This window comes from Glycomyces amatae, assembly GCF_020991375.1.
Classification (GTDB): Bacteria; Actinomycetota; Actinomycetes; order Mycobacteriales; family Micromonosporaceae; genus Glycomyces; species Glycomyces amatae.
The window spans coordinates 384,162-404,582 of record NZ_JAJLQZ010000002.1 but is presented as its reverse complement, the minus strand read 5'-3'; the positions used below and the strand labels follow the sequence as shown (position 1 = coordinate 404,582).

General features: G+C 72.7%; 17 protein-coding genes. 8 read left to right on the top strand and 9 right to left on the bottom strand.

Going from position 1 to position 20,421, the window contains the following annotated elements; genetic code table 11:
• Nucleotides 1-2: 2 nt before the first annotated feature.
• A complete protein-coding gene (locus tag LO763_RS04745; protein ID WP_230600798.1) occupies nucleotides 3-1,976 on the bottom strand; it encodes a beta-galactosidase in 1,974 nt (657 codons plus the stop codon).
• Nucleotides 1,977-2,239: 263 nt separating this feature from the next.
• Here LO763_RS04745 and LO763_RS04740 point away from each other — a divergent pair, with 263 nt between their 5' ends.
• The 6 genes from LO763_RS04740 (at nucleotide 2,240) to LO763_RS04715 (ending at nucleotide 9,212) form a co-directional block, all read left to right on the top strand.
• Complete coding sequence (locus LO763_RS04740; RefSeq protein WP_230600797.1) at nucleotides 2,240-3,595, top strand: extracellular solute-binding protein; 1,356 nt, start codon at nucleotides 2,240-2,242, stop codon at nucleotides 3,593-3,595.
• A gap of 13 nt (nucleotides 3,596-3,608) precedes the next feature.
• A complete protein-coding gene (locus LO763_RS04735; protein WP_230600796.1) occupies nucleotides 3,609-4,988 on the top strand; it encodes a carbohydrate ABC transporter permease in 1,380 nt (459 codons plus the stop codon).
• Nucleotides 4,989-4,992: 4 nt separating this feature from the next.
• Complete coding sequence (locus tag LO763_RS04730) at nucleotides 4,993-5,904, top strand: sugar ABC transporter permease (protein ID WP_230600795.1); 912 nt, start codon at nucleotides 4,993-4,995, stop codon at nucleotides 5,902-5,904.
• Between the two features lie 6 nt (nucleotides 5,905-5,910).
• Nucleotides 5,911-7,059, top strand: coding sequence for a glycoside hydrolase family 53 protein (locus tag LO763_RS04725; protein ID WP_230600794.1), 1,149 nt, complete (start codon nucleotides 5,911-5,913; stop codon nucleotides 7,057-7,059).
• An 88-nt stretch (nucleotides 7,060-7,147) separates the two neighbouring features.
• The gene (locus tag LO763_RS04720; protein WP_439650263.1) at nucleotides 7,148-8,176 is read left to right on the top strand and encodes a LacI family DNA-binding transcriptional regulator; all 1,029 of its coding nucleotides are present in this window, start codon (nucleotides 7,148-7,150) and stop codon (nucleotides 8,174-8,176) included.
• Nucleotides 8,177-8,264: 88 nt separating this feature from the next.
• On the top strand, nucleotides 8,265-9,212 hold the full coding sequence (locus LO763_RS04715) for an NAD(P)-dependent alcohol dehydrogenase (RefSeq protein ID WP_230600792.1): 948 nt from the start codon (nucleotides 8,265-8,267) through the stop codon (nucleotides 9,210-9,212).
• 49 nt (nucleotides 9,213-9,261) lie between these two features.
• On the opposite strand, the gene LO763_RS04710 is transcribed toward LO763_RS04715, so the two are convergent.
• The 7 genes from LO763_RS04710 to macS all read right to left on the bottom strand — a co-directional run bounded on the left by LO763_RS04710 (nucleotide 9,262) and on the right by macS (nucleotide 16,445).
• On the bottom strand, nucleotides 9,262-9,726 hold the full coding sequence (locus LO763_RS04710; protein WP_230600791.1) for a hypothetical protein: 465 nt from the start codon (nucleotides 9,724-9,726) through the stop codon (nucleotides 9,262-9,264).
• Between the two features lie 126 nt (nucleotides 9,727-9,852).
• On the bottom strand, nucleotides 9,853-10,446 hold the full coding sequence (locus LO763_RS04705) for a 3'-5' exonuclease (RefSeq protein ID WP_230600790.1): 594 nt from the start codon (nucleotides 10,444-10,446) through the stop codon (nucleotides 9,853-9,855).
• A gap of 171 nt (nucleotides 10,447-10,617) precedes the next feature.
• The gene (locus tag LO763_RS04700; RefSeq protein ID WP_230600789.1) at nucleotides 10,618-11,793 is read right to left on the bottom strand and encodes an RNA-guided endonuclease InsQ/TnpB family protein; all 1,176 of its coding nucleotides are present in this window, start codon (nucleotides 11,791-11,793) and stop codon (nucleotides 10,618-10,620) included.
• A gap of 134 nt (nucleotides 11,794-11,927) precedes the next feature.
• Entirely contained in the window at nucleotides 11,928-12,755 is an 828-nt protein-coding gene (locus tag LO763_RS04695; protein ID WP_230600788.1) for a DUF6999 family protein, read from the bottom strand.
• A complete protein-coding gene (locus LO763_RS04690; RefSeq protein WP_230600787.1) occupies nucleotides 12,748-14,604 on the bottom strand; it encodes an iron-containing redox enzyme family protein in 1,857 nt (618 codons plus the stop codon). Before LO763_RS04690 ends, LO763_RS04695 begins: the two co-directional genes overlap by 8 nt.
• Before the next feature lie 93 nt (nucleotides 14,605-14,697).
• Nucleotides 14,698-15,333 carry a response regulator gene (locus LO763_RS04685; protein WP_230600786.1) on the bottom strand — a complete coding sequence of 212 codons (636 nt, stop codon included), beginning with the start codon at nucleotides 15,331-15,333 and terminating at the stop codon, nucleotides 14,698-14,700.
• Nucleotides 15,333-16,445, bottom strand: a complete 1,113-nt coding sequence (macS, locus tag LO763_RS29580; RefSeq protein WP_230600785.1) for a MacS family sensor histidine kinase — start codon at nucleotides 16,443-16,445, stop codon at nucleotides 15,333-15,335. Before macS ends, LO763_RS04685 begins: the two co-directional genes overlap by 1 nt.
• A 97-nt stretch (nucleotides 16,446-16,542) precedes the next feature.
• On the opposite strand from macS, the gene LO763_RS04675 reads away from it, so the two are divergent.
• Entirely contained in the window at nucleotides 16,543-19,038 is a 2,496-nt protein-coding gene (locus LO763_RS04675; RefSeq protein ID WP_230600784.1) for an Hsp70 family protein, read from the top strand.
• Between the two features lie 39 nt (nucleotides 19,039-19,077).
• Here the strand turns inward: LO763_RS04675 and LO763_RS04670 are convergent, their stop codons facing one another.
• The gene (locus LO763_RS04670; RefSeq protein WP_230600783.1) at nucleotides 19,078-19,674 is read right to left on the bottom strand and encodes a dihydrofolate reductase family protein; all 597 of its coding nucleotides are present in this window, start codon (nucleotides 19,672-19,674) and stop codon (nucleotides 19,078-19,080) included.
• A gap of 170 nt (nucleotides 19,675-19,844) precedes the next feature.
• On the opposite strand from LO763_RS04670, the gene def reads away from it, so the two are divergent.
• Nucleotides 19,845-20,399 (top strand): peptide deformylase, encoded by a 555-nt coding sequence (def, locus tag LO763_RS04665; protein WP_230600782.1) that lies wholly within the window; start codon nucleotides 19,845-19,847, stop codon nucleotides 20,397-20,399.
• Nucleotides 20,400-20,421 lie beyond the last annotated feature (22 nt).

Below are 20,421 nucleotides of genomic sequence, written 5' to 3'. Positions count from 1 at the left end.
TTTCAGTCGGTGAGGATGACGACCTCTCCGGCGGGTACCGGGACGCCGTGTTCGTGGGCGTCGCCGGTGAGGACGTCGGTGCCCCGGAGGCCGGGGACGGTGGCGTCCTGATCGCTGTGGTTGATCAGGAAACTCAGGGGGCCGCGGCGCACGTGCTCGACGCGGTCGGGGACGCCGGCGGGGCGCTCGACCCCGGCGCCGTCGAGGACCGCGGCGAGCAGCTCCCGCAGGCCCGCGGCACGGTCGTCGACGGCATCGTCGAGCGCGGTCGCGACGTACCAGGCGGTGCCCGCGCCGACCCGGTGCCGGGTGACGGCCGGGCGCCCGGCGTCGGGCCCGTCGGCGAAGGCCGCGACGGCTTCGGCGCCGTCGAGCCGCACGTGCTCGGACCAGATCCGGCCGGTCGCCCCCGAGGTGAGGGCGAGCCGGGCGCCTTCGCGCAGGGGGTGGAACTCCTCGACCCACAGGCCGAGGACGTCCCGCAGCACCGCGGCGTGCCCTCCGGGGTGGACGGTGTCGTGCTCGTCGACGATCCCGGAGAAGTAGGAGACCAGCAGGTGCCCGCCGCCTTCGACGTAGCCGCGCAGGTTCTTCGCGGCCTCGGCCGTCAGGAGGTAGGAGGAGGGGGCGACGACCGCCTTGTAGCGGCCCAGGTCGGCCTCGGGGTGCGCGAAGTCGACGGTGACGTGCTGGCGCCACAGCGACCCGTAGTAGGCCTCGATCCGCTCGCGGAACCCGAGCTCGACCGAGGGCCGCCACTCGAGTTCGAGGGCCCACCACGACTCCCAGTCCCACAGGACCGCCACCTCGGCCGCCACCGCGGCGCCGACGGCGGGGGAGAGGCGCTCCAGGTCGCTCCCGAGGGCCACGACGTCGCGCCAGACCCGCGTGTCGGTGCCGCCGTGGGGGAGCATCGCGGAGTGGAACTTCTCGGCGCCGGCGCGCGAGGCCCGCCACTGGAAGAACATGAGCCCGTCGGCGCCGCGCGCGACGTGGGCGAGGGAGTTGCGGCGCATCTGGCCGGGGGTCTTGGCGATGTTGCGCGGCTGCCAGTTCACCGCCGACGTCGAGTGCTCCATGACCATCCACGGGCCGCCGCCCGCGACCGCGCGGGTGAGGTCGGCGCTCATGGCCAGCTCGATCTCGGGCTCGGCGCGCTCGGCGATGAGGTAGTGGTTGTTCGACACGACGTCCACTTCGGGGGCCCAGCGGAAGTAGTCCATGTCCTTGCAGTTGGGGACCATGAAGTTCGTGGTCGCCGGGGCCTCGGAGTACCGGGCGATGATGGCGCGCTGCATCCGGTAGTTCGCGATGTGGGCGTCGACCGAGAAGCGCCGCCAGTCCAGCTGGAGCGCGGGGTTGACGCCCGGCGGCGCCGCGGCGGGGGCCTCGACCTCGTCGAAGGACCGGTACACCAGGCCCCAGAAGGCGGTGCCCCAGGCCTCGTTGAGCCGGTCCGCGTCGCCGTACTTCTCGGCCAGCCACCCCCGGAAGGCCGCGGCGGAGGCCTCGCAGTAGCACTGGACGTTCGCCCAGCCGTACTCGTTGTGCAGGTGCCACATCCGCACGGCCGGGTGCGACCCGTAGCGGGCGGCCAGCTGCTCCACGATGGACGCGCACGCCTCGGCGTAGACGGGGTGGGAGGGGCACACGCCGTGGCGCGAACCGGAGGCGAGCGCGCGGCCGTCGGCGTCCACGAGGCGGATCTCGGGGTGGGCCCGGCGCAGCCACGAGGGCGGGGCCGAGGTGGGGGTGCCCAGGTCGACGCCGATGCCGTTCGCGTGCAGGAGCGCGATGATCCGGTCGAGGCCGTCCCAGTCGTACTCGCCGGGCGCGGGCTCGACGACCCCCCAGTTGAAGATCCCGAGGCTGACGAGGTTCACCCCCGCCTCGCGCATGAGGCGGACGTCCTCGTGCCAGACCTCCTCGGGCCACTGTTCGGGGTTGTAGTCGCCTCCGTAGCGAATGGTCTGCACCGCGTCTCCTGTGAGGTTCCTTGCACCAATGCCTGTGAACGTGCACAGTACTCCAATAGCAGCGCTCCCGCAAGCTGCGGTCCTGTCCGGTTCCGTTTCGAAATCGTGATCGTTTCACGAAAAAATATTGCCGCCCAAGCGGACAATAAGCACAAAACCCGGTTGCCAACTGCGATGCAGGTCGCTAGATTCATGTAAACGTTCACAGTCTGGTGGTGTCGTTCACCGACCCGACTCCTCACTCACCGAGACAAGGACTTGACATGCGCAGCAAAGGTGCTAACGCGGGCCCCTCCATGAACCGGCGGAACCTCCTCGCCCTCGGCGGGGGCGCCGCCGCCGCGGGGGCCCTCGCCGCCTGCGGCGGCCCCGAGGAGGAGGCGGCCGAGGGCGGCGGCCTCGAATGGGACGCGGACGCCCGGCAGTACGTCATCGAGGAGGAGATCGCCTCCGGCGAGGTCCCCCTCAAGCTCTGGTTCGAGAACGAGGACCTCGCCAACGCGCAGATCACCGCGTTCAAGGAGGCCTTCAAGGACGTCTACCCCGACATCCGGTTCGAGTACGAGCTCGTCGCCCAGAACGACGCCGTCGGCGAGATGTCCCTCGCGGGCGAGGCCGGCAACGGCGGCGACGTGTTCATGAGCTTCTACGACCAGATCGCCCGCGCGATCGAGGAGGGCACCGCCGCGCCCCTCGGCGAGTACGAGTCGGTCCTCAAGGAGCGCCTGGCCGAGACCTTCACCAGCGCCGTCTCCGGCGAGGACAGCCAGATGTACGCCGTGCCCGTCACCACCGAGTCCATCGCCCTCATGTACAACAAGACGCTCCTGTCCGAGCTCACCGGCTCCGACCAGCCGCCCGCCGCCTGGGAGGACGTCAAGGCGATCGCCGCGGACTACAACGACCCGGCCGCCAACACCTGGACGATCCGCTGGGTCCCCGGCGAGATCTACTACTCCTACTCCGTGCTCTCCTCCATGGGCTGGCAGGCCTACCCCGGCGGCGACGTCGCCGAGCCCGGCTTCGACGACCCCGCGCTCGTGGAGGCCCTCGACTACTACAAGGGCCTGCGCGAGGTCTGGGACGTCCCCTCCGCCGACGCCACCGCCGAGACCGTCGAGGCCGAGTTCGCCGCCGGCAACACGCCGCTCATCATCACCGGCCCGTGGGCGTTCTCCGCGTTCGACGCCGGCGCCGCCGAGAACGGCTTCGAGTACGGCGTCACCACCATCCCCGCGGCGCCCTCCGGCGACCCGGCCTCCTCCTTCGCGGGCATGCACGTCATCGCCGTGTCCGCCTACACGAAGTACCCGGCCGCCGCCCGCGTCTTCGCGAACTTCCTCGCCTCCGACGCCGGGGCCGCCGCCGTCTACGCCACCACCGGCCAGATCCCGGCCCTCAACGCCGACCTGCTCGCGAACATCACCGGCCTCTCCGAGGACCCGCACGTCGCCGGGATCGTCGCCCAGTCCACCCAGGCCGACCTGTTCCCGCAGCTGCCCGAGTACTTCTGGTCCACCGCCAACGAGATGACCGTCGCCGTCTGGGACGACCTCACCTCCTCCGCCGACGCCGCCACCGCCGCCGTCGCCGGCTACGACGAGCTCGCCGGACTCTAGGGCGCCACCGCTGATGAGCACCGCTCGACAAGCCGTCCGGCCGGGACTCCCCGCGCCGGTGCCGGGCCTCGCCTCGGCACTGGTGTGGGGGTCCGGCCAGCTGCTCAACCGCCAGGCGGGCAAGGCCGCCTTCTTCTTCGCCTTCTTCGCCGCCCTCATCGGCTGGGAGATGGGGACCGGCAACTACTACGCCGGGATGGACTACACGCCGCGCGCCAACGGCGGGTTCTTCATCCGGGGACTGTGGGGCCTGTTCACCCTCGGCACCCAGCCGCGCCAGATGACCGTCACCGGCCTCACCGAGGGCGACAACTCGATCGTCCTCATGGCCAACGGCCTCATCGCGCTGCTGACCCTCGGCCTGCTGGCGATCATCTGGATCTGGGGCGTCCGCGACGCCGCCAACCACCGCCGCGCCCTCAACGCCGGGGCCGCCCCCGAGACCTCCCGCGCCTACTTCAAGCGGATCTGGGACGGCGCCTTCGCCTACATCGTGCTCTCGCCGGGCATGGTCCTCATCGTCTTCATGTCGGTCCTGCCGGTGCTGTTCGGCATCCTCGTCGCCTTCACCGACTACAACCGCGACAACCTCCCGCCCAAGAACCTCGTCAACTGGGTCGGCTTCGAGAACTTCGCGACCATCTTCGCCGTCCCCTCCTGGACCGCCACGTTCATCGGCGTCCTCGGCTGGACCTTCGTGTGGGCCATCGTCGCCACCGCGACCACCTACGCCGCCGGGTTCCTCCAGGCGGTCCTCCTGGCCAACAAGAAGGTCAGGTTCCCGCGCGTGTGGCGCTCGGTCTTCCTGCTGCCGTGGGCCGTCCCCGGCATCGTCTCGGCCCTGGTGTTCCGCTCGATGTTCAACGGCCAGTTCGGGCCGATCAGCCAGTGGCTGGTCGACGTCGGCCTCACCGACGAGCGCGTCTACTGGTTCACCGACCCCTCGCACCCGAACCTGGCCCGCGCCGTCGCGCTCCTGGTCAACCTGTGGCTCGGCTTCCCGTTCTTCATGGCCCTGGTCGGCGGCGTCCTCACCAACATCCCCGACAGCTACTACGAGGCCGCCCGCATGGACGGGGCCGGACCGCTCCAGCAGCTGCGCCACATCACCCTGCCGGTCGTCCACAAGACCGTCGCGCCGCTGCTCATCCTCGCGTTCGTCTCCAACTTCAACAACTTCGGCGTCATCTACTTCCTCACCCAGGGCGGTCCCGACAACGCCGACTACCGGTTCGCCGGCAGCACCGACCTGCTCATCACGTGGCTGTTCCACCTCACGCTGGACAATCGCCTCTACAACATCGGCGCGGTCATGAGCATGCTCATCTTCGTCATCGTCGGCACCATCTCGGTATGGAACCTCAACCGCTCCAAGGCGATTCGGGAGCTGTGAACCAATGACCACCGAACAGGCACCCACCCTCACCGCGTCCGACCCCGCCCAGCGGGCCCGCGCCGCGCGCCGCCGGCGCCGCACCGCGCCCCGGGCCGACCGCGTCGCCAGCGCGTTCCTCCACCTGGAACTCCTGGTCGTCGCCGCCATCGTCGTCTTCCCGCTGCTGTGGATCGTCGGCGCCTCCTTCAGCCCCGGCACCGGCCTGGCCAACGCCAGCCCCATCCCCGCCGACGCCACGGTCGAGCACTACGTCAGCCTCTTCACCGAGACCGACTACGGCCGCTGGTACCTCAACTCGCTGTACGTCGCCACCCTGAACATGGTCGGCTCGGTCGTCCTGTCGGCCCTGTGCGGCTACGTGTTCTCCCGCGTCCGCTTCCGCGGCCGCAAGGCCGGGCTCCTGGGCATCCTCATCCTCCAGATGTTCCCGACCTTCCTCACCGCCATCGCCGTCTACATGCTGTTCCTCAACTTCGGGCTGCTCGACTCGCTCACCGGCCTCGCCCTGGTGAGCATCGCCGCCGCCCTGCCCTACAACACCTGGCTCATGAAGGGCTACACCGACAACCTGCCCTCCAGCCTCGACGAGGCCGCCGCGATCGACGGCGCGAGCCGCTGGACCATCTTCGTCAGGATCGTCCTGCCGCTCATGCGGCCCATGCTCACCTTCGTGGCCATCACGCAGTTCACGATGCCGTGGATGGACTTCATCCTCCCGGCCCTGCTGCTCCAGAGCCCCGAGAAGCAGACCGTCGCACTCGGCCTGTTCGCCATGATCGAGGACGTCTACCAGAACGCGTTCACGACCTTCGCCGCCGGCGCGGTCATCCTCGCCGTCCCCATCACGATCCTCTACATCGTCCTCCAGCGCTACCTGGTGACCGGCGCGAGCGCCGGCGCCGAGAAGGGATAACGGCCGATGATGCTGCCCGTCCGAGGCGCCGACGTCTCCATGACCGCCGAGATCGAGGAGCGCGGCGCGGTCTTCCGCTCCGGCGGCGCCGAGCGCGACCTGTTCGGCCTCCTCGCCGCCCACGGCGTCAACTGGATCCGCCTGCGCCTGTGGGTCGACCCGCGCGACGAGCGCGGCGACCCCTACATGGGCGGCACCAACGACCTCCAGACCACCGTCGCGCTGGCCCGCCGCGCCAGAAAGGCGGGCCAGCACCTCCTCCTCGACCTCCACTACTCCGACTTCTGGACCGACCCGAAGAAGCAGACGACCCCCAAGTCCTGGCGCGGCCTGCAGGGCGCCGGCCTCGAAGCGCGCGTCCACGACTGGACCGCCGAGGTCCTCGCCGCCCTCGCCGCGGCCGACGCCCGCCCCGACACGGTCCAGATCGGCAACGAGATCACCAACGGGATGCTCTGGCCCGAAGGCCGCACCCCGCGGTTCGACGACGCCGAACGGCGCTTCGAGAGCCTCGGCGACGCCGAGGACGCGGCCGCCTACGACCGCCTCGCCGGACTCCTCAAGGCCGGCGCCGCCGCCGTCCGCGAGTCCAGTGGTGAAAACGGCACCGACGCCGCGGTCATGCTCCACCTCGACTTCGGCGGCGCGAACGAGCTCTACCGCGGCTGGTTCGACGCGGTCACCGCCCGCGGCGTCGACTTCGACCAGATCGGCCTGTCCTACTACCCGTACTGGCACGGGACCCTCGCCGACCTGGGCCGCAACATGAACGACCTCGCCGAGCGCTACGGGAAGGACCTCGCGGTCGTCGAGACCGCCTACGCGTGGACCGGCGCGCAGCCCGAGGGCCACCACCAGGTCTTCAAGCCCGCGATGGCCGAGACCGGCGGCTACGAGGCCTCCCCGGAGGGCCAGGCCGCGTTCCTGCGCGACCTGTACGCCACCGTGGCGGCCGTCCCCGGCGGCCGCGGCCTCGGCGTCGTCTACTGGGAGCCCGCGTGGCTCCCCGTGCCCGGCACCACCTGGGCGTCGCGCGCCGGCATGGAGTACGGCGACGACGTCGTGGACGAGGCCGGGAACTCCTGGGCCAACCAGGGCCTCTTCGACTTCGACGGCAACGCGCTGCCGTCGCTGCGGGCGCTCGGCGGCACCTGAGGCGGCGAGGCCGCCGTCCCCTTGGGCGGCCTCCCCGCGCCCCTCCCGCCCGCGGGCCGGTCCCGCCGGGCGGCGGGGGCGATAATGAATGAGACACAAGGGAGAGCTGAGCATCTTGGCACGCAAACGACCGACGATCCACGACGTCGCCGAGGCCGCGGGGGTCTCGCGCGGCACGGTCTCGCGGGTCCTCAACGGCAAGTCGAACGTCTCGCTGTCGGCCGAGACGGCGGTCCGCCGGGCGGTCGCGGAGACCGGTTACGTCGTGAACCGGGCCGCCCGCAGCCTCGTGACCAGCCGGACCGGCTCGATCGTCATGGTGCTGTCCGAACCGCAGGAGCGCCTGTTCGAGGACCCGAACTTCTCGGTGCTCATGCGCGTGGCCACCAACCAGCTCGCCGACCGGGACATGTCCCTGGTCCTCATGATCGCCGGTGACGACGGCGGCCGCGAGCGCGTGGCCCGCTACCTGCGCGGCGGCCACGCCGACGGGGCGCTGCTCGCCTCGACCCACGCGGGCGACCCGCTGCTGGAGGAGATCGAGCGCGCGGGCATCCCGGCCGTCGCCTGCGGCGCGGTGCTCGGGCGCGAGTCGGTCATCCCGTACGCCGCCGCCGACGAGCACGGCGGCGCCCGCGTCATGACCGAGTACCTCGTCGGGCAGGGCCGCCGCCGGATCGGCATGATCACCGGCCCCATGGACACCCCCGGCGGCTCCCTGCGCCTGGAGGGCTTCACCAGCGTCCTGGGCCGCAAGGCCGGGAAGCAGCTGATCGTCCACGGCGACTACACGCAGGCGGGCGGCGAGGCCGCGATGCGGCGGCTCCTCGCGGCCGTCCCCGACCTCGACGCCGTGTTCGTCGCCTCCGACCTCATGGCCGCCGGGGCGCTCCAGGCTCTGCACGAGGCGGGGCGCCGCGTGCCCCAGGACGTGGCCGTCGGCGGCTTCGACGACTCGGCGATCGCCTCGGCGACCCGCCCGGCCCTGACCACGGTCCGCCAGCCCCTCGCGAAGGTCGCCGAGGAGACCGTGCGCCTCCTCATCGCCCTCCTCGACGAGGAGCCGGTCGCCCCCGTCGTCCTCCCGACCGAGCTCGTCGTCCGCGACAGCGCCTGACCGGCGGGCGCTCTCGGGGCGGCCCCGCGCCGCCGCGGCGGCCGTGAATGATGGTGGGGACGACACCGACACCCCTCGAGGAGCCCTCATGCCCGCCCCCGCCATGCGCGCCGTCCGCTACGACCGCTACGGCCCGCCCGACGTCCTGGAGGTCCGCGCCCTCCCCAGGCCCGTGCCGCAGGCCGGGCAGGTCCTGGTGCGCGTCGACGCGGGCAGCGTCAACGCCGTCGACGCGAAGGTCCGCTCGGGCGCGCTGCGCCTGCTCACCGGCCGCTCGTTCCCCAGGGGCGTCGGCGCCGACTTCGCCGGGACGATCACCGAGGTCGGCCCCGGCGGCGACCCCGACCTGCCGGGCCGACCCGTCTGGGGCGCGCTCGACCCGCTCGCGGGCGGCGCCACCGACGAGTACCTCGCCGTCGGCCCCGACGCGTACGCCCTCGCCCCGGCCGGCCTCGACCCGGTCGCCGCGGCCGCGCTCCCCACGGTCGGCGTCACCGCCGTCCTGGCCGTCGAGGCGGTCCGCCTCGAACCGGGGCGGCGCGTCCTCGTGGTCGGTGCGAGCGGCGGCGTCGGCAACGCGGCCGCGCAGCTGGCCGCCGCCGCGGGCGCCCGGGTCGCGACCGTCTCCGGCCGCGCCAACCTCGACTTCTGCCGCGAGCACGGGGCCGCCGACGCTTACGCCCACGAGGACCTCGACGGACTGCGCGCCGAGCGCTTCGACGCCGTCATCGACACCCACGGCACGGACCTGCGCGCCTACCGGCGGCTGCTGCGCCCGGGCGGACGCATGGCCACGGTCGCGGCCAAGGGCGCCGGCGCGGCGCTGGTCTCGGTCCTCACGCCCGGGCCGCGGATCGGCCTCGTCCAGGCGAAGGCCACCCGGGTCCGGCTCGAACGCCTCGCCGACCTGGTCGAACGCGGCGACCTGCGACCGGCCGTCGAGCGCGTCTACGCGATGGAGGAGCTCGCCGAGGCCCACCGCGACATCGCCACCGGCCACAGCCGCGGCAAGCGCGTCGTCCGCATCGGCGCCTGAACCGGCCCTCCACGCTGCCGTGGCCCCGGGCCGCGGCACCGGCCCCCGCCTACAGCGGGCGCTTCCAGCCCGGCCGGGACTCGACCGGCTCGGGCACGTTGGCCGCCAGGGCCGTCACGCACCCGGCCGCCAGCGCCAGGAGGCCCGCGACGGCGGCGATCTCGCCCACCCCGTGGGCCGCCGCCGGCAGGTCCCGGCTGACGACCAGCTCGCCCGCGTACAGCATCATCGTCACGGCGAACCCCCCGAACGCCCAGGCCGCGCGCGCCTCGTGGGTGCGCCACGCGAAGTACAGCGCGCACCACAGCACGAGCAGCGGGATGAGCGTCAGGGACAGGCCCCAGACGCGCGCGTCGGCCGCGACCCCGTCGAGCGACGCGAGGTGCCAGTAGTCGACCCCGCCTCCCGCCGTGTCGACCCACGGCATGAACATCGAACCGGCCACCAGCATCGAGCCGCCGAGCGCGGCGAGGCCGCCGGCGCGCGAGTACGGGGTCGAGGGCGTGCGCTCCATCTTCCACCTCCGGTGTCGAACCGTTCCAGGTTCAAGCGCACCACCGTCCGGGAGCGGCGTCAACGTTCTTGACGCGTTCTTGACACCCCGTGCGGCGAAGCGTCCAGCGCTCCCGCCGCACGCGGCTCAGCACTTGCGGCAGCCTTCGTAGCCCTCGCTGTGCAGGCGCCCCCAGCGCACCCGCGCCGTCGCCAGGAGCTCGTCGAGCGACGCGGCCCCGTGCGCGCGCCGCTCGGCCAGCAGCACGTTCGCGGCCGCCCGGGCGTCGGCCTCGGCCCGGTGGTGGTCGCCGAAGGCGATCCCGGCCGCCCGCGCCACCCGCGGCAGCGTGTACGAGTCCAACTGCCAGGTCTGGCGGGCGATGACCAGCGTGCACGCGTACCGCAGGCTCGGCGGGGCGAGCCCGACCGCGCTGTTCGCGCCGCGGATCACCGAGGTGTCGAAGGCCGCGTTGTGGGCCACCACGGGGGCGTCGCCGATGAACTCGCGCAGCTGCGACCACACCACCGGCCACCGGGGGGCGCGGGCCACGTCGGTGCGGCGGATGCCGTGGATCGCGGTGTTGCGCGAGTCGAACCGGTCGTGGCCCTCGGGCGGGCGGATGAGCGTCGCGTACGCCTCCTGCTCCTCGCCGCCGCTGACGCGGACCGCCGCGACGGAGCAGGCGCTGGCCCGGCTGCCGTTGGCCGTCTCGAAGTCGATCGCCACCCATGAGTCCAACGGTCCGATCCCCTCTCCCAGTCCGCGCCGCACGACCTTGACTTCCTCTCCGCCTTGAAAAGACGGGGATTCCCGGCTCCCGGCCCGTTTGCACGACCCGGTCACGGGCGGGTTCCTGCTTCAACCCGATGCGCCAAGCACGCTTGGTCTTACCTCCGGTCCACAGGCGTTTTAGTTCTCCGCGAGCCCCGCGGCGAACCGTTCTCGTTCCATGGCGAGGCGTCTGCCCTCGCGGCGGATGTTGACCTCCGCGTTCGCATCCCGATCGTGATGCGCACCGCACCCGCACGACCACTTCCGAACCTTCAGGCCCTCCAAACCGGTTGGGCCGGTGAGGGCTCCGCATTCCGAACACAACCGCGTCGACGGAAAGAACCGGTCCACCCGGGCAAAGGTACGCCCGGTGCGCGCCGTTTTGGATTCGAGCCGGGCCAGGAACATCCCGAATGCCGCATCATACATCGATTTCGCGGCCCGGCCTCGACTGAGCCCTGTGACACACAGGCCCTCGACATAGACCGCTTGGTTTTCGCGGATAATGTCCAGGACTTGCTTGTCGATCCAGTCGGAGCGAGTGTGCCTAATCTTCTCGTGGACCTTCGCCACTTCGAGACGGGCTTTCGCCCGGTTCGCCGAGCCCTTCATCTTCCGCGACAACGCCCGTTGCTCTCTCCGCAGCTTCCGCTCCAGGCGCCGGAAGAAGCGCGGGTTGTCGATGGACTTGCCACCGCGCAGGACCGCGAAGTCCTTCAACCCCAGATCGACACCGGTCTCGGCTTCCGGGTCGGCGAGCGGCTCCAGCTCCTGCGATCCGTCCTCTACCGCGACCACAAAACTAGCAAAGTACTTCCCCGTCGGGGACTTGACGATCGTCACCGAGGACGGCTCGGAGGGCAGCTCCCGCGACCACGCCACCCGCAGGTCGCCGACCTTCGGCAGTCGCAAACGCCCGCTATGGAGCACGGCGAACCGGGCGTTGCGGGTGAAGCGGATCGACTGCGTACCAGTGCGCCGCTTGAACTTCGGTGGTCCCATGCGTGGGCCCCGCCGTGCTCCTTTCAGCGAGGCGAAAAAGTTCCTGTAGGCCCGGTCGCAGTCCGCGAGGGACTGCTGCAACACCACCGCCGAGACTTCCGCCAGCCACGAGCGTTTCGGGGTCCGTTTCGCCTCGGTGATCAACTGCTTCGACAAGGCCGCCGTGGACGGAAACGCCAAGCCTTCCGCGAATGCGTGCCTCCTCGCGGCCACCGCATCGTTGTACACCACCCGAGCAGAACCGAATGCCCGCGCGAGCGAGGCTCGCTGCGGGGCAGTCGGATACACACGGTAGCGGTACCGGAGAAGCACGCTTTGAGGATAAATGCGGGGTACGACACCTCAGCCGGCCGCAGGCTCGCAGACCCGCGTCAGCGGGACTGCGAGCAAGTAAACGCCCGCTATAGAGCACTCCACAGAATCCTGGCAGGAGAGCCACAGCGCTCTTACGCCGCCTCGCTCACCGCGTCGGTCCGGGCCGCGAGCCTGCACAACTGGGCGTGCGCGTACTCGCAGACCACGGCGTGCCGGTAGACCGCGCGCGGCACGTCGGTGTTGGAGTCGGCCCGCACTGACAGGTCCCCGTTCTGCCAGCGCAGGAACGTCGGGTCGCCGGTGATCTCGGCGAGGATCGCCAGGACCGAGTCGTCGAACCGCATGGAGTGGACGGCCCGCCGGTACTCCTCGGGGGTCAGGCACGCGGCGAACGGCAGGTTCATGAGGCACAGGGCGGTCTGGACGTCCAGCCGCATGAGCCGCCGCCGCCGCGGCTCGGGGTCCAGCGGCGGCATGTCGAGACCGCTGTAGTCCAACGGACCCGCCGGCGTCATGTCCAGGGCCGCGAGCACCACGTACACGTTGACGTCGTGCTCGATCACAGCCTTGTTCCCGAGCCCGGCCAGGTCCACGGGGCGCAGCGCCACCGGCGCAATCGGCGTGGCGGTGTTGCGGACGATGAAGTTGAGCAGGTTCGTCTCGATCACGAAGTGCCGGATGAGCAGCTCGACCGCGAGCGGGGACACGAACCGGCGCAGGAACCAGATGCACAGCCGATCCATGAGCCGGTGCGCGGTCCAGCGCACCGGCGTCAGGCGCTTGAGGACGACGATGACCACGGCGAGGACCCGCGACACGGGCCGGGCGACCGGGTACAGCCAGGTGCGCGTCCATCCGCGCTGGTCCTCGGCGATCATCCGCACGACCTCTCGCTCCAGCGGCACCGAGGGGTCGGCGACCACGGCGTCCCACAGCGGCGGGCCCGCGAGGTCAGACATGGTCGAGCTCCTCCAGCTGGAGCGCGTACAGGCGGGCGACCACCTTGGCGGTCTTGACGATCGCGTCCGCGGCCGTCGCGTCGACGAGCGGCGAGGCCAGGATCGCCTGGAGCTTCGCGAAGTGGTCGTCGTCGGCCTCCCCGTGGTAGGCCAGGAAGCTGACCTGGTCGTCGCGCAGGTCCAGGAGCTCCTTGAACCGGGCGGCCCACCCGGCGGCCTTGCCGGTGCCCAGGCCCTCGATGACGAACATCGCGCCCAGCAGCCCGACCGGGTCGGGCCGGCTCGCGGTGTGGAACATGTACGCCGACAAGGCCTCCGAGCCGATGTTCTTCTCGCCGGAGCGGATGTCTTCGAGGGAGCCGCCGCAGGCCGCGTAGTTTTGCTCCAGGAGCATGAAGTCGCGGTGCTCCTCGGCGGCGTGCCCGATCGCGGCGCTGCGCAGGTCGAACAGGTCCACCGAGAAGTTGGAGGCGGCCCGGGAGATCCAGCGGGCGCCGTCGGCGACCTGCTGCCGCAGGTTGAACAGCAGCCGCTTGTAGTCCTCGAGCGTGGCGGTGCCCTCCTCGAGGCGCCGCATGACCGGGACCTCGGCGAGGCGCCGCTCGAAGTCCTGCCACACCTCGTCCAGGCGGGCGAACACGCTGCCCGGGGCCGCCTCGGCGGCCCCCGAGGCGGTCGCCCGGGCGGGGGAGGACCCGGCCACCGTCGCGGTCGGCGCGACCGACGCCGGCGCACCGCCCTCCGCGCCCACGCAGGTCAGGTGCGCGAAGCCGAACGAGAACCGCCCCGACTCGGGGACGGCCAGCAGGACCGTCTGGCCCGGCGCGAACCGCCCGGTCCGCCAGCACTCCTCCAGCGCGATGAAGATGGAGGCCGCGCCGGTGTTGCCGCGCGTCTCCAGGTTCGAGAACCACCGCCCGGTGTCGATCGCCGCCCCCGTCTCGGCGAGCTTCGCGAAGACGAGGTCGCGGAAGGCGTTCGTCGAGTAGTGGCACAGCACGTGGTCGAGCCGCCCGAGGTCGACCAGGCCCTGCCTCGCGAGCGCGTCGAACTCGCGCAGCCCCGCCTCGGCCAGCGCGGCGAGGGCGCTCGTGTCCTGGCGCAGCAGCATCATCCCGGCCTGCTCGGCCGCGGCGGCGCTGCCCATGTCCTGCCAGGTGCGCCCCGCCGCCGGGTCGGGGCCCTCGCCCATGCCCGCGCGCATCACCACCCGGTGCTCGTGCGCGAGCGAGACGGTGCGGACCCAGTCGACCCGCAGCGACGGGCGGTCGGCCCGGGGCCGGTCCTCGACCAGGACGGCCCCGGCGCCGTCGGAGAGCATCCACCGCAGGAAGTGCGCGTCGGCGTCCCCGCCGCCGTTGAACCGGGAGGCCCGCAGCCACCGGCTGGACAGCTCCGAGCCGACCACGGCCGCCCGGCGCCGGTCGCCCAGGCGCACCTTCGCGACGGCCGCGTCCAGCGCGGCCAGGCTCGACGCGCACACCCCCGCGGCCGACAGCAGCTGCATCGGGCCGCCGCCGAGGCGGCCGTGCACCATGGACGCGAAGCCCGGCACGAGCAGGTCGCCCTGCGTGGTGGCGGTGGCGAGCATGTCGAGGTCGCCCGGGCGGGCGCCGCGGTCCTCCAGGGCCGCCCGCAGCGCGGCGGCGGCCAGCTCCTCGTTCAGCTCCGTGGTGCGGCCCCGCGCGTCGAGGGCGTAGTGGCGCTTGGCGATGCCGTTGGCGGCGAGGACGCGGCGGCGCAGCCGGTCGCCCCGGTCGTCGACGCCGCCGAGGCGCGCCGCGATCTCGTCGTTGCCGACCGGGTCGCCGGGGAGGTACGCGCCGGCCGCGGTGATGTAGGCGTTCATGCCTCCATTGAGCAACACCGCAGACCCGCCGCGCATCGGCTGAACTACTCAAAAGCGGCCGCGGAAGTACTCAATTCCGCCGCGGCCCCGCGGTCAGTCCCCGTCGATGCCCTGCTCGATCGCGTACCGCACCAGCTGCGCTCTATTGTGCAGCTGGAGCTTGGTGAGGATGTGCTGCACGTGGTTCTGCACCGTCCGCTGCGACAGGAACAGCCGCTCGGCGATCTCCCGGTAGGCCAGCCCCTTCGCGACCAGCCGCAGCACCTCGGTCTCCCGCTCGGAGAGCTTCGGCCGCCGCGGGGACGCCTCGTTGGCCAGGCGGCGGTACTCGCCGAGCACCAGGCCCGCCAGGCCCGGCGTGAAGACCGCGTCGCCCGCCGCGACCCGCTCCACCGCCTCGGACAGCTCGGCCGCCGACGCCGACTTCACCAGGTAGCCCCGCGCCCCGGCCTTGATCGCCTCGAGCACGTCGGCGGACTCGCCGCTGGCCGAGAGCACCAGGACCGCCGTCGGGCAGTCCTCGCCGAGGCCCTGGAGCACGGCCACGCCGGACAGGTCCGGCAGCTGGAGGTCGAGGATCGCGACCTCGGGCCGCAGCTCCCGGATCGCCGCGAGCGCCGCGCGGCCCTCCCCGAGCGCGGCCAGCACCCGGTGCCCCGCCCCCTGGAGGTCCCGGCCGATCGCCTCGCGCCAGATCGGGTGGTCGTCGACCACGATGAGCGTCGCCATCAGTCCCCTCCTCCTGCGGGCCGCGGCAGGCGCAGCTCGACCTCCGTGCCCTTCCCGGGCGCCGAGACGACCGCGACGGTCCCGCCCAGCTCCCTGACGCGTCCCTGGATCGACTGGGCCACGCCGAGCCTGCCCTCGGCGGCGGCCTCGGCCAGCCGCCCCGGCGCCATGCCCGGGCCGTCGTCGCGGACCGTCACGTGGACCGCCTCGCCGTCGTCCTCCAGCAGCAGCCACACCCGCGTCCCCGCGGGGCAGTGCTCGCGCACATTGTCGATCGCGCTCGCCACCGCCGCCGCGACCTCCCCGGCGGCCCGCGCCGGCAGCGGCACCGGCGTGGCCGGGGCCGCGACCGTCACCGCCGCGCCCGCGTGCCGCCCCAGCAGCTCCCGCAGGTCGCGCCGCCCGTCGAGCGGGTGCCGGTACGACTCGGAGACGATGAGCGAGCGCAGCGCCTCCTCCTGGCGGCCCGCCAGCCGCCCCAGCTCGGCCGCCTCGCCGCCGATCTCGTTGCCGCGCCGCTGGACCAGCGCCAGCACCTGGAGCACGGAGTCGTGGATGTCGCGGGCGAGGCGCTCGCGCTCGCGCGCGGCGGCGCTGCGCTCGATCGCCCGCCGCGTCCGCTCCTCGGCCTCCACGCCGAGGCGCACCAGGTGCCCGAAGGTGAACCCGGTCAGGACCAGCAGCGCCGCCTCGTTCACGGTGTTCTCGCTGACGCCGCCGCGGAAGACCATCCCGAACACGGCGATCACCCCGCCCGAGACCGCGCCGCTGCGCCGCCCCCACGCCGCGCCCCAGCAGAGCACCGCCCCGGCTATCCACGGCCCCAGCGAGATCGGCACCGCGCCGCCGGACACCGCCAGGGCCCGCGCCGAGGCCGCGACCGCCAGCGCCGTGACCGCGAGGTCCGCGTAGAGCACCCGCGGCTCGTCGCCCCTGCGGGTGTACCGGTAGCTGACCGCGCCGGTCCACGCGGCGAGCGCCGCGACCAGCAGCACCGCCCAGACCGGGTGCGCGAGCGCGTCGAACGACAGGGCGCCGAGCAGCACCGGGTAGCCCAGGGCGGCGAACCTGAACAGCGCCACCGCGCGCCGCAACTGCGTCTGGATGCCCACCGAGGAATTCTCGCAGGCGCCCCCGGCCCGTTCCGGCCCAGCCGTACGGGGGTTCCCTGTACAACAGGCCCTGGCCCCCGGTCACTACAGTGAGGACATGTCCAACAGCCTCCCCCGGCCCGCCTCGATCAGCATCGACTTCGGCACCTCGCACACCGTCGCCACCATCCGCCGCGCCGACGGGCGGGTCCACCAGCAGCTGTTCGACGGCTCACCGCAGCTGCCCTCCGCGGTGTTCATGAACGACGAGGGCGGACCGGTCGTCGGCGCCGACGCCGTCCACTCGGGACGGCGCAAGCCCGACCGGTACGAGCCCAACCCCAAGCGCCGCATCGACGACGCCTCGATCCTCCTCGGCGAGACCGAGATCCCCGTCACCAGCGTCATCGCCGCGGTCCTCAGCCGCGTCGCCCGCGAGTGCGAGCAGACCCTCGGCGGCCTCGGCCCGGTCACCGTGACCGTCCCCGCCGCCTGGGGCCCGACCCGCCGCCACGTCGTCGCGGACGCGGCCGCCGCGGCCGGGCTCGGCCGGGTCGACCTCGTCGCCGAGCCCGTCGCCGCCGCCAGCTACTTCGTCGAGACCCTCGCGGTCGACGTCGGGCCCGGCTCCGGCGTCGTCGTCTACGACCTCGGCGGCGGCACCTTCGACGCCACGGTGCTGCGCCGCAGCCCCGACGGCTTCGACGTGCTCGCCGTCGACGGCGCCGACGACCTCGGCGGCCTCGACTTCGACCAGGCCCTCGCCGAGCACCTCGCCGCGAGCGTCCAGACGGACGACGAGCGCTGGGCCCGGCTCACCGCCCCGACCGAGCCCGCCGACCTGCGCCACCGCACCGCGTTCATGGAGGAGGTCCGCCAGGCCAAGGAGCGCCTCTCCCGCAGCGCCTCGACCGAGCTCACCATCCCCCTGCTCGACGTGGACGCCCACCTCACCCGCGACGAGGTCGAGCAGGTCTGCAAGCCGCTCGTGGAGCGCACCCTCCGCGTCACCCAGGGCGTCATCCGCGAGTCGGGCCTGGCGAAGGAGCAGATCACCGGGCTCTTCCTCGTCGGCGCGGCCAGCCGCATGCCCCTGGTCGCCACGCTGCTGCACCGCGAGATCGGGATCGCCCCCGCCGCCATCGAGCAGCCCGAGCTGGCCGTCTCCGAAGGCGGCCTGGTCGCCCGGCACACCGTCAGCTCCCCGGTCTCGGTCCCGAGCCCGGCCCTGCCCCCGCAGACCGCGCCCCCGCAGGCCACCCCGGCCGCCGTCCCGGCCACGAACCAGACCATGCCGCTGCCGCACCAATCGGCGCCCCGGCCGCCCTCCCAGCCGACCCCGCAGGCGCTCCCGGCCATGCCCGGCCCGGTCACCCAGCCGCACCAGCCGTCGCCGCCCCCGCACCCGACCGGCCAGTTCCCGCAGCCCGCCCCGCCGCCCGCGAAGGGCCCCTGGATCAAGTCCAGGCAGGGCGTCACGGCGCTCGCGGCCGCCGCGGTGGTCGTCGTCCTCGCCGTGGGCGCGCTCGTGGCCTTCCAGTTCCTGCCCGAGGGCGAGGGCGAGGGCACGATCGCGGGCGACGACGGGGCGACCGAGAACGCCGCCGACGCCGACCCGAGCGCCGAGGCGGTCGAGGAGGACGGCGACGGCGGCTCGGCCTCCGCGGGCGACGACGACGGCCTCGTGCCCCTGGCCCAGGCGGTCCAGGGCGACCAGGTCGCCGCCATGGCCCAGGCCCACGTCGGCGCCGTCACCCAGGTCCGCACCGGGCAGGTCGACGGCGTCCCGGTCGCGGTCACCGCGGGCGAGGACAAGGTCATCCGCGTCTGGGACCTGGCGACCGGCGAGGAGCTGGGCGCCTTCCGCGGCCACAAGGACGTCGTCGAGCACCTCTCGGTCTTCGAGTACGACGGCCGCTGGGTGGCGTTCTCCCGCGACTACACCACCGACGCCGTCTGGTACCTCGACGACCCCGAGAACCCGATCAACACCCGCGAGGCGGGCTACGACACGATCTACTGGGTCGGCGTCCAGGACGACACCCCCGTCTACATCAGCGACTACGACGTCAAGCAGCTGTACACCGGCGCGGTGCTCGGCGACGCGGACCTCTCCTACAGCGACTTCAGCGTGCTCACCGACGTCGACGGCACCCTGCGGCAGGTCGGCGTCTACGACAACAGCGTCTTCGTGTCCGACCTCGGCAGCGGCGAGCCCGTCGGCGGCACCTTCGACCAGCTCAGCCTGGAGGTCAACGCCTTCAGCGCCGGCACCGCCGCCGGGAGGCCCCTCGCGGTCACCGTCACCGGCGACGGCGCCGTCCAGGCCTGGGACCTGGCCACCGCCGAACCGTACGGCGCCGCCGGGCAGGAGCTCCTCCAGGCGGTCACCGGCGTCCAGGTCACCGAGCTCGACGGCAAGGCCGCCGCGGTGATCGTCGGCGACAAGGGCCTGAGCGTGTTCGACCTCGAGACCGGCGCCCAGATCGGCACGACCTTCGCCGCGCACACCGGCGAGGGCGAGATCCGGTCCGCCTCCGTCGGGGCGGTCGACGGCCACCCGGTCGTCCTCGTCGGCACCGCCGACGGCCTCGTGGAGGTCTGGAGCCTCTGACGCGGACGGGCCGCGGCGGTCCCGCCGCGGCCCGCCGCCTCACGGCTTGGCGATCCGGTAGATCAGGTGCAGAACCCGGTCGCCCTCGATCACCCGCGGGTTCCCCAGCATCAGCGGCGCGCCGTCGAACCCGCCGAAGTACCGCTTCCCCGAGCCGAACAGGACCGGCACCACGTTGCAGTGCAGCTCGTCCACCACTCCCGCCCTGATCGCCTGGTCGCCGGTGGTCCCCGCCGACACCGAGACGTCCCCGTCCCCGGCGGAGTCCTTCGCGAGCTCGACCGCGGCCGCGACGCCCTCGGTGACGAACGTGAACGGCGCCGAGTCGGCGTACGCCCACTCCTTCGGCGGCTCGTGGGTGACGACGAAGACGTGCTTGCCCGCGGGAGGCACCCCGTCCCAGCCGTTGGTGATGTCGAACAGGTGCCGCCCGATCACGATCGCCTGTGCCGGGCGGACGTCGTGCTCGAGGTAGGCCGCACTGGCCGCGGTCACGCGTGGGGCGCGGGTCGGATCGCCCAGCGCCACGGCCCTGTCGCCGTTGTTGTACCAGTCGAACAGGGGGCCGACGCCGTCGTACTCGTCGGCGATGAAGCCGTCGAGGGAGACCGTCGCGTCGACGAAGACCTTGCCCATATGGATCTCCTCATCCGCGGCCGCGGTCGCGACCGCCCTAGGTGAGGACTACCCGCGGGGCGCGATTTCATCGCTCCCACGGCGGACGTCACCGCCGCCCGCCGGATACTGTTGCAATACACTTGCAACAACGCGGCGGACGGCGCCGCAGGGAGACACGAGGAGCAGCATTGGCCGACAAGGAGCCGCCGGTGGAGGAGGGCGCCGAGCCGGGCGCGAACGGCCGGGTCCACCCGATCGTGCACTACGGCGACCCCGTCCTGCACCGGGCCTGCAAGCCGGTCGAGGCCTTCGACGACGCGCTCGCGCAGCTCGTCGAGGACATGTTCGCGAGCATGTACGCCGCCAACGGGGTCGGCCTGGCGGCCAACCAGATCGGCGTCGACGCCCGCGTGTTCGTGCTCGACTGCGAGGACGCCGACGGCGTGCGCACCGTCGCCGCGGTCGTGAACCCCGTGCTCGCCCTGCCCGCGCCGCCCCGCGAGCTCATGACCGGCGACGAGGGCTGCCTGTCGGTCCCCGGCTCGTTCGAGGACACGGCCCGCTCGGCGACCGCCGCGGTCGAGGGCTTCGACGCCGCGGGCGCGCCGGTCCGCATCGAGGGCACCGGCACCCTCTCGCGCTGCCTCCAGCACGAGTACGACCACCTCGAGGGCACGGTCTACGTGGACCGGCTGCCGCGCAAGGCCCGCAACCGCGCCCTCACCGGAGCCGGCCTGCGCTGAGCCCGCCGGAACCCTCGGGCAT

Coding starts and splice junctions, on each gene's coding strand:
- LO763_RS04730 (WP_230600795.1), top strand. CDS start 4,993: ATGACCACCGAACAGGCACCCACCCTCACCGCGTCCGACCCCGCCCAG.
- LO763_RS04720 (WP_439650263.1), top strand. CDS start 7,148: ATGAGACACAAGGGAGAGCTGAGCATCTTGGCACGCAAACGACCGACG.
- LO763_RS04715 (WP_230600792.1), top strand. CDS start 8,265: ATGCCCGCCCCCGCCATGCGCGCCGTCCGCTACGACCGCTACGGCCCG.
- LO763_RS04725 (WP_230600794.1), top strand. CDS start 5,911: ATGATGCTGCCCGTCCGAGGCGCCGACGTCTCCATGACCGCCGAGATC.
- LO763_RS04685 (WP_230600786.1), bottom strand. CDS start 15,333: ATGGCGACGCTCATCGTGGTCGACGACCACCCGATCTGGCGCGAGGCG.
- LO763_RS04675 (WP_230600784.1), top strand. CDS start 16,543: ATGTCCAACAGCCTCCCCCGGCCCGCCTCGATCAGCATCGACTTCGGC.
- LO763_RS04710 (WP_230600791.1), bottom strand. CDS start 9,726: ATGGAGCGCACGCCCTCGACCCCGTACTCGCGCGCCGGCGGCCTCGCC.
- LO763_RS04735 (WP_230600796.1), top strand. CDS start 3,609: ATGAGCACCGCTCGACAAGCCGTCCGGCCGGGACTCCCCGCGCCGGTG.
- LO763_RS04690 (WP_230600787.1), bottom strand. CDS start 14,604: ATGAACGCCTACATCACCGCGGCCGGCGCGTACCTCCCCGGCGACCCG.
- LO763_RS04670 (WP_230600783.1), bottom strand. CDS start 19,674: ATGGGCAAGGTCTTCGTCGACGCGACGGTCTCCCTCGACGGCTTCATC.
- LO763_RS04740 (WP_230600797.1), top strand. CDS start 2,240: ATGCGCAGCAAAGGTGCTAACGCGGGCCCCTCCATGAACCGGCGGAAC.
- LO763_RS04695 (WP_230600788.1), bottom strand. CDS start 12,755: ATGTCTGACCTCGCGGGCCCGCCGCTGTGGGACGCCGTGGTCGCCGAC.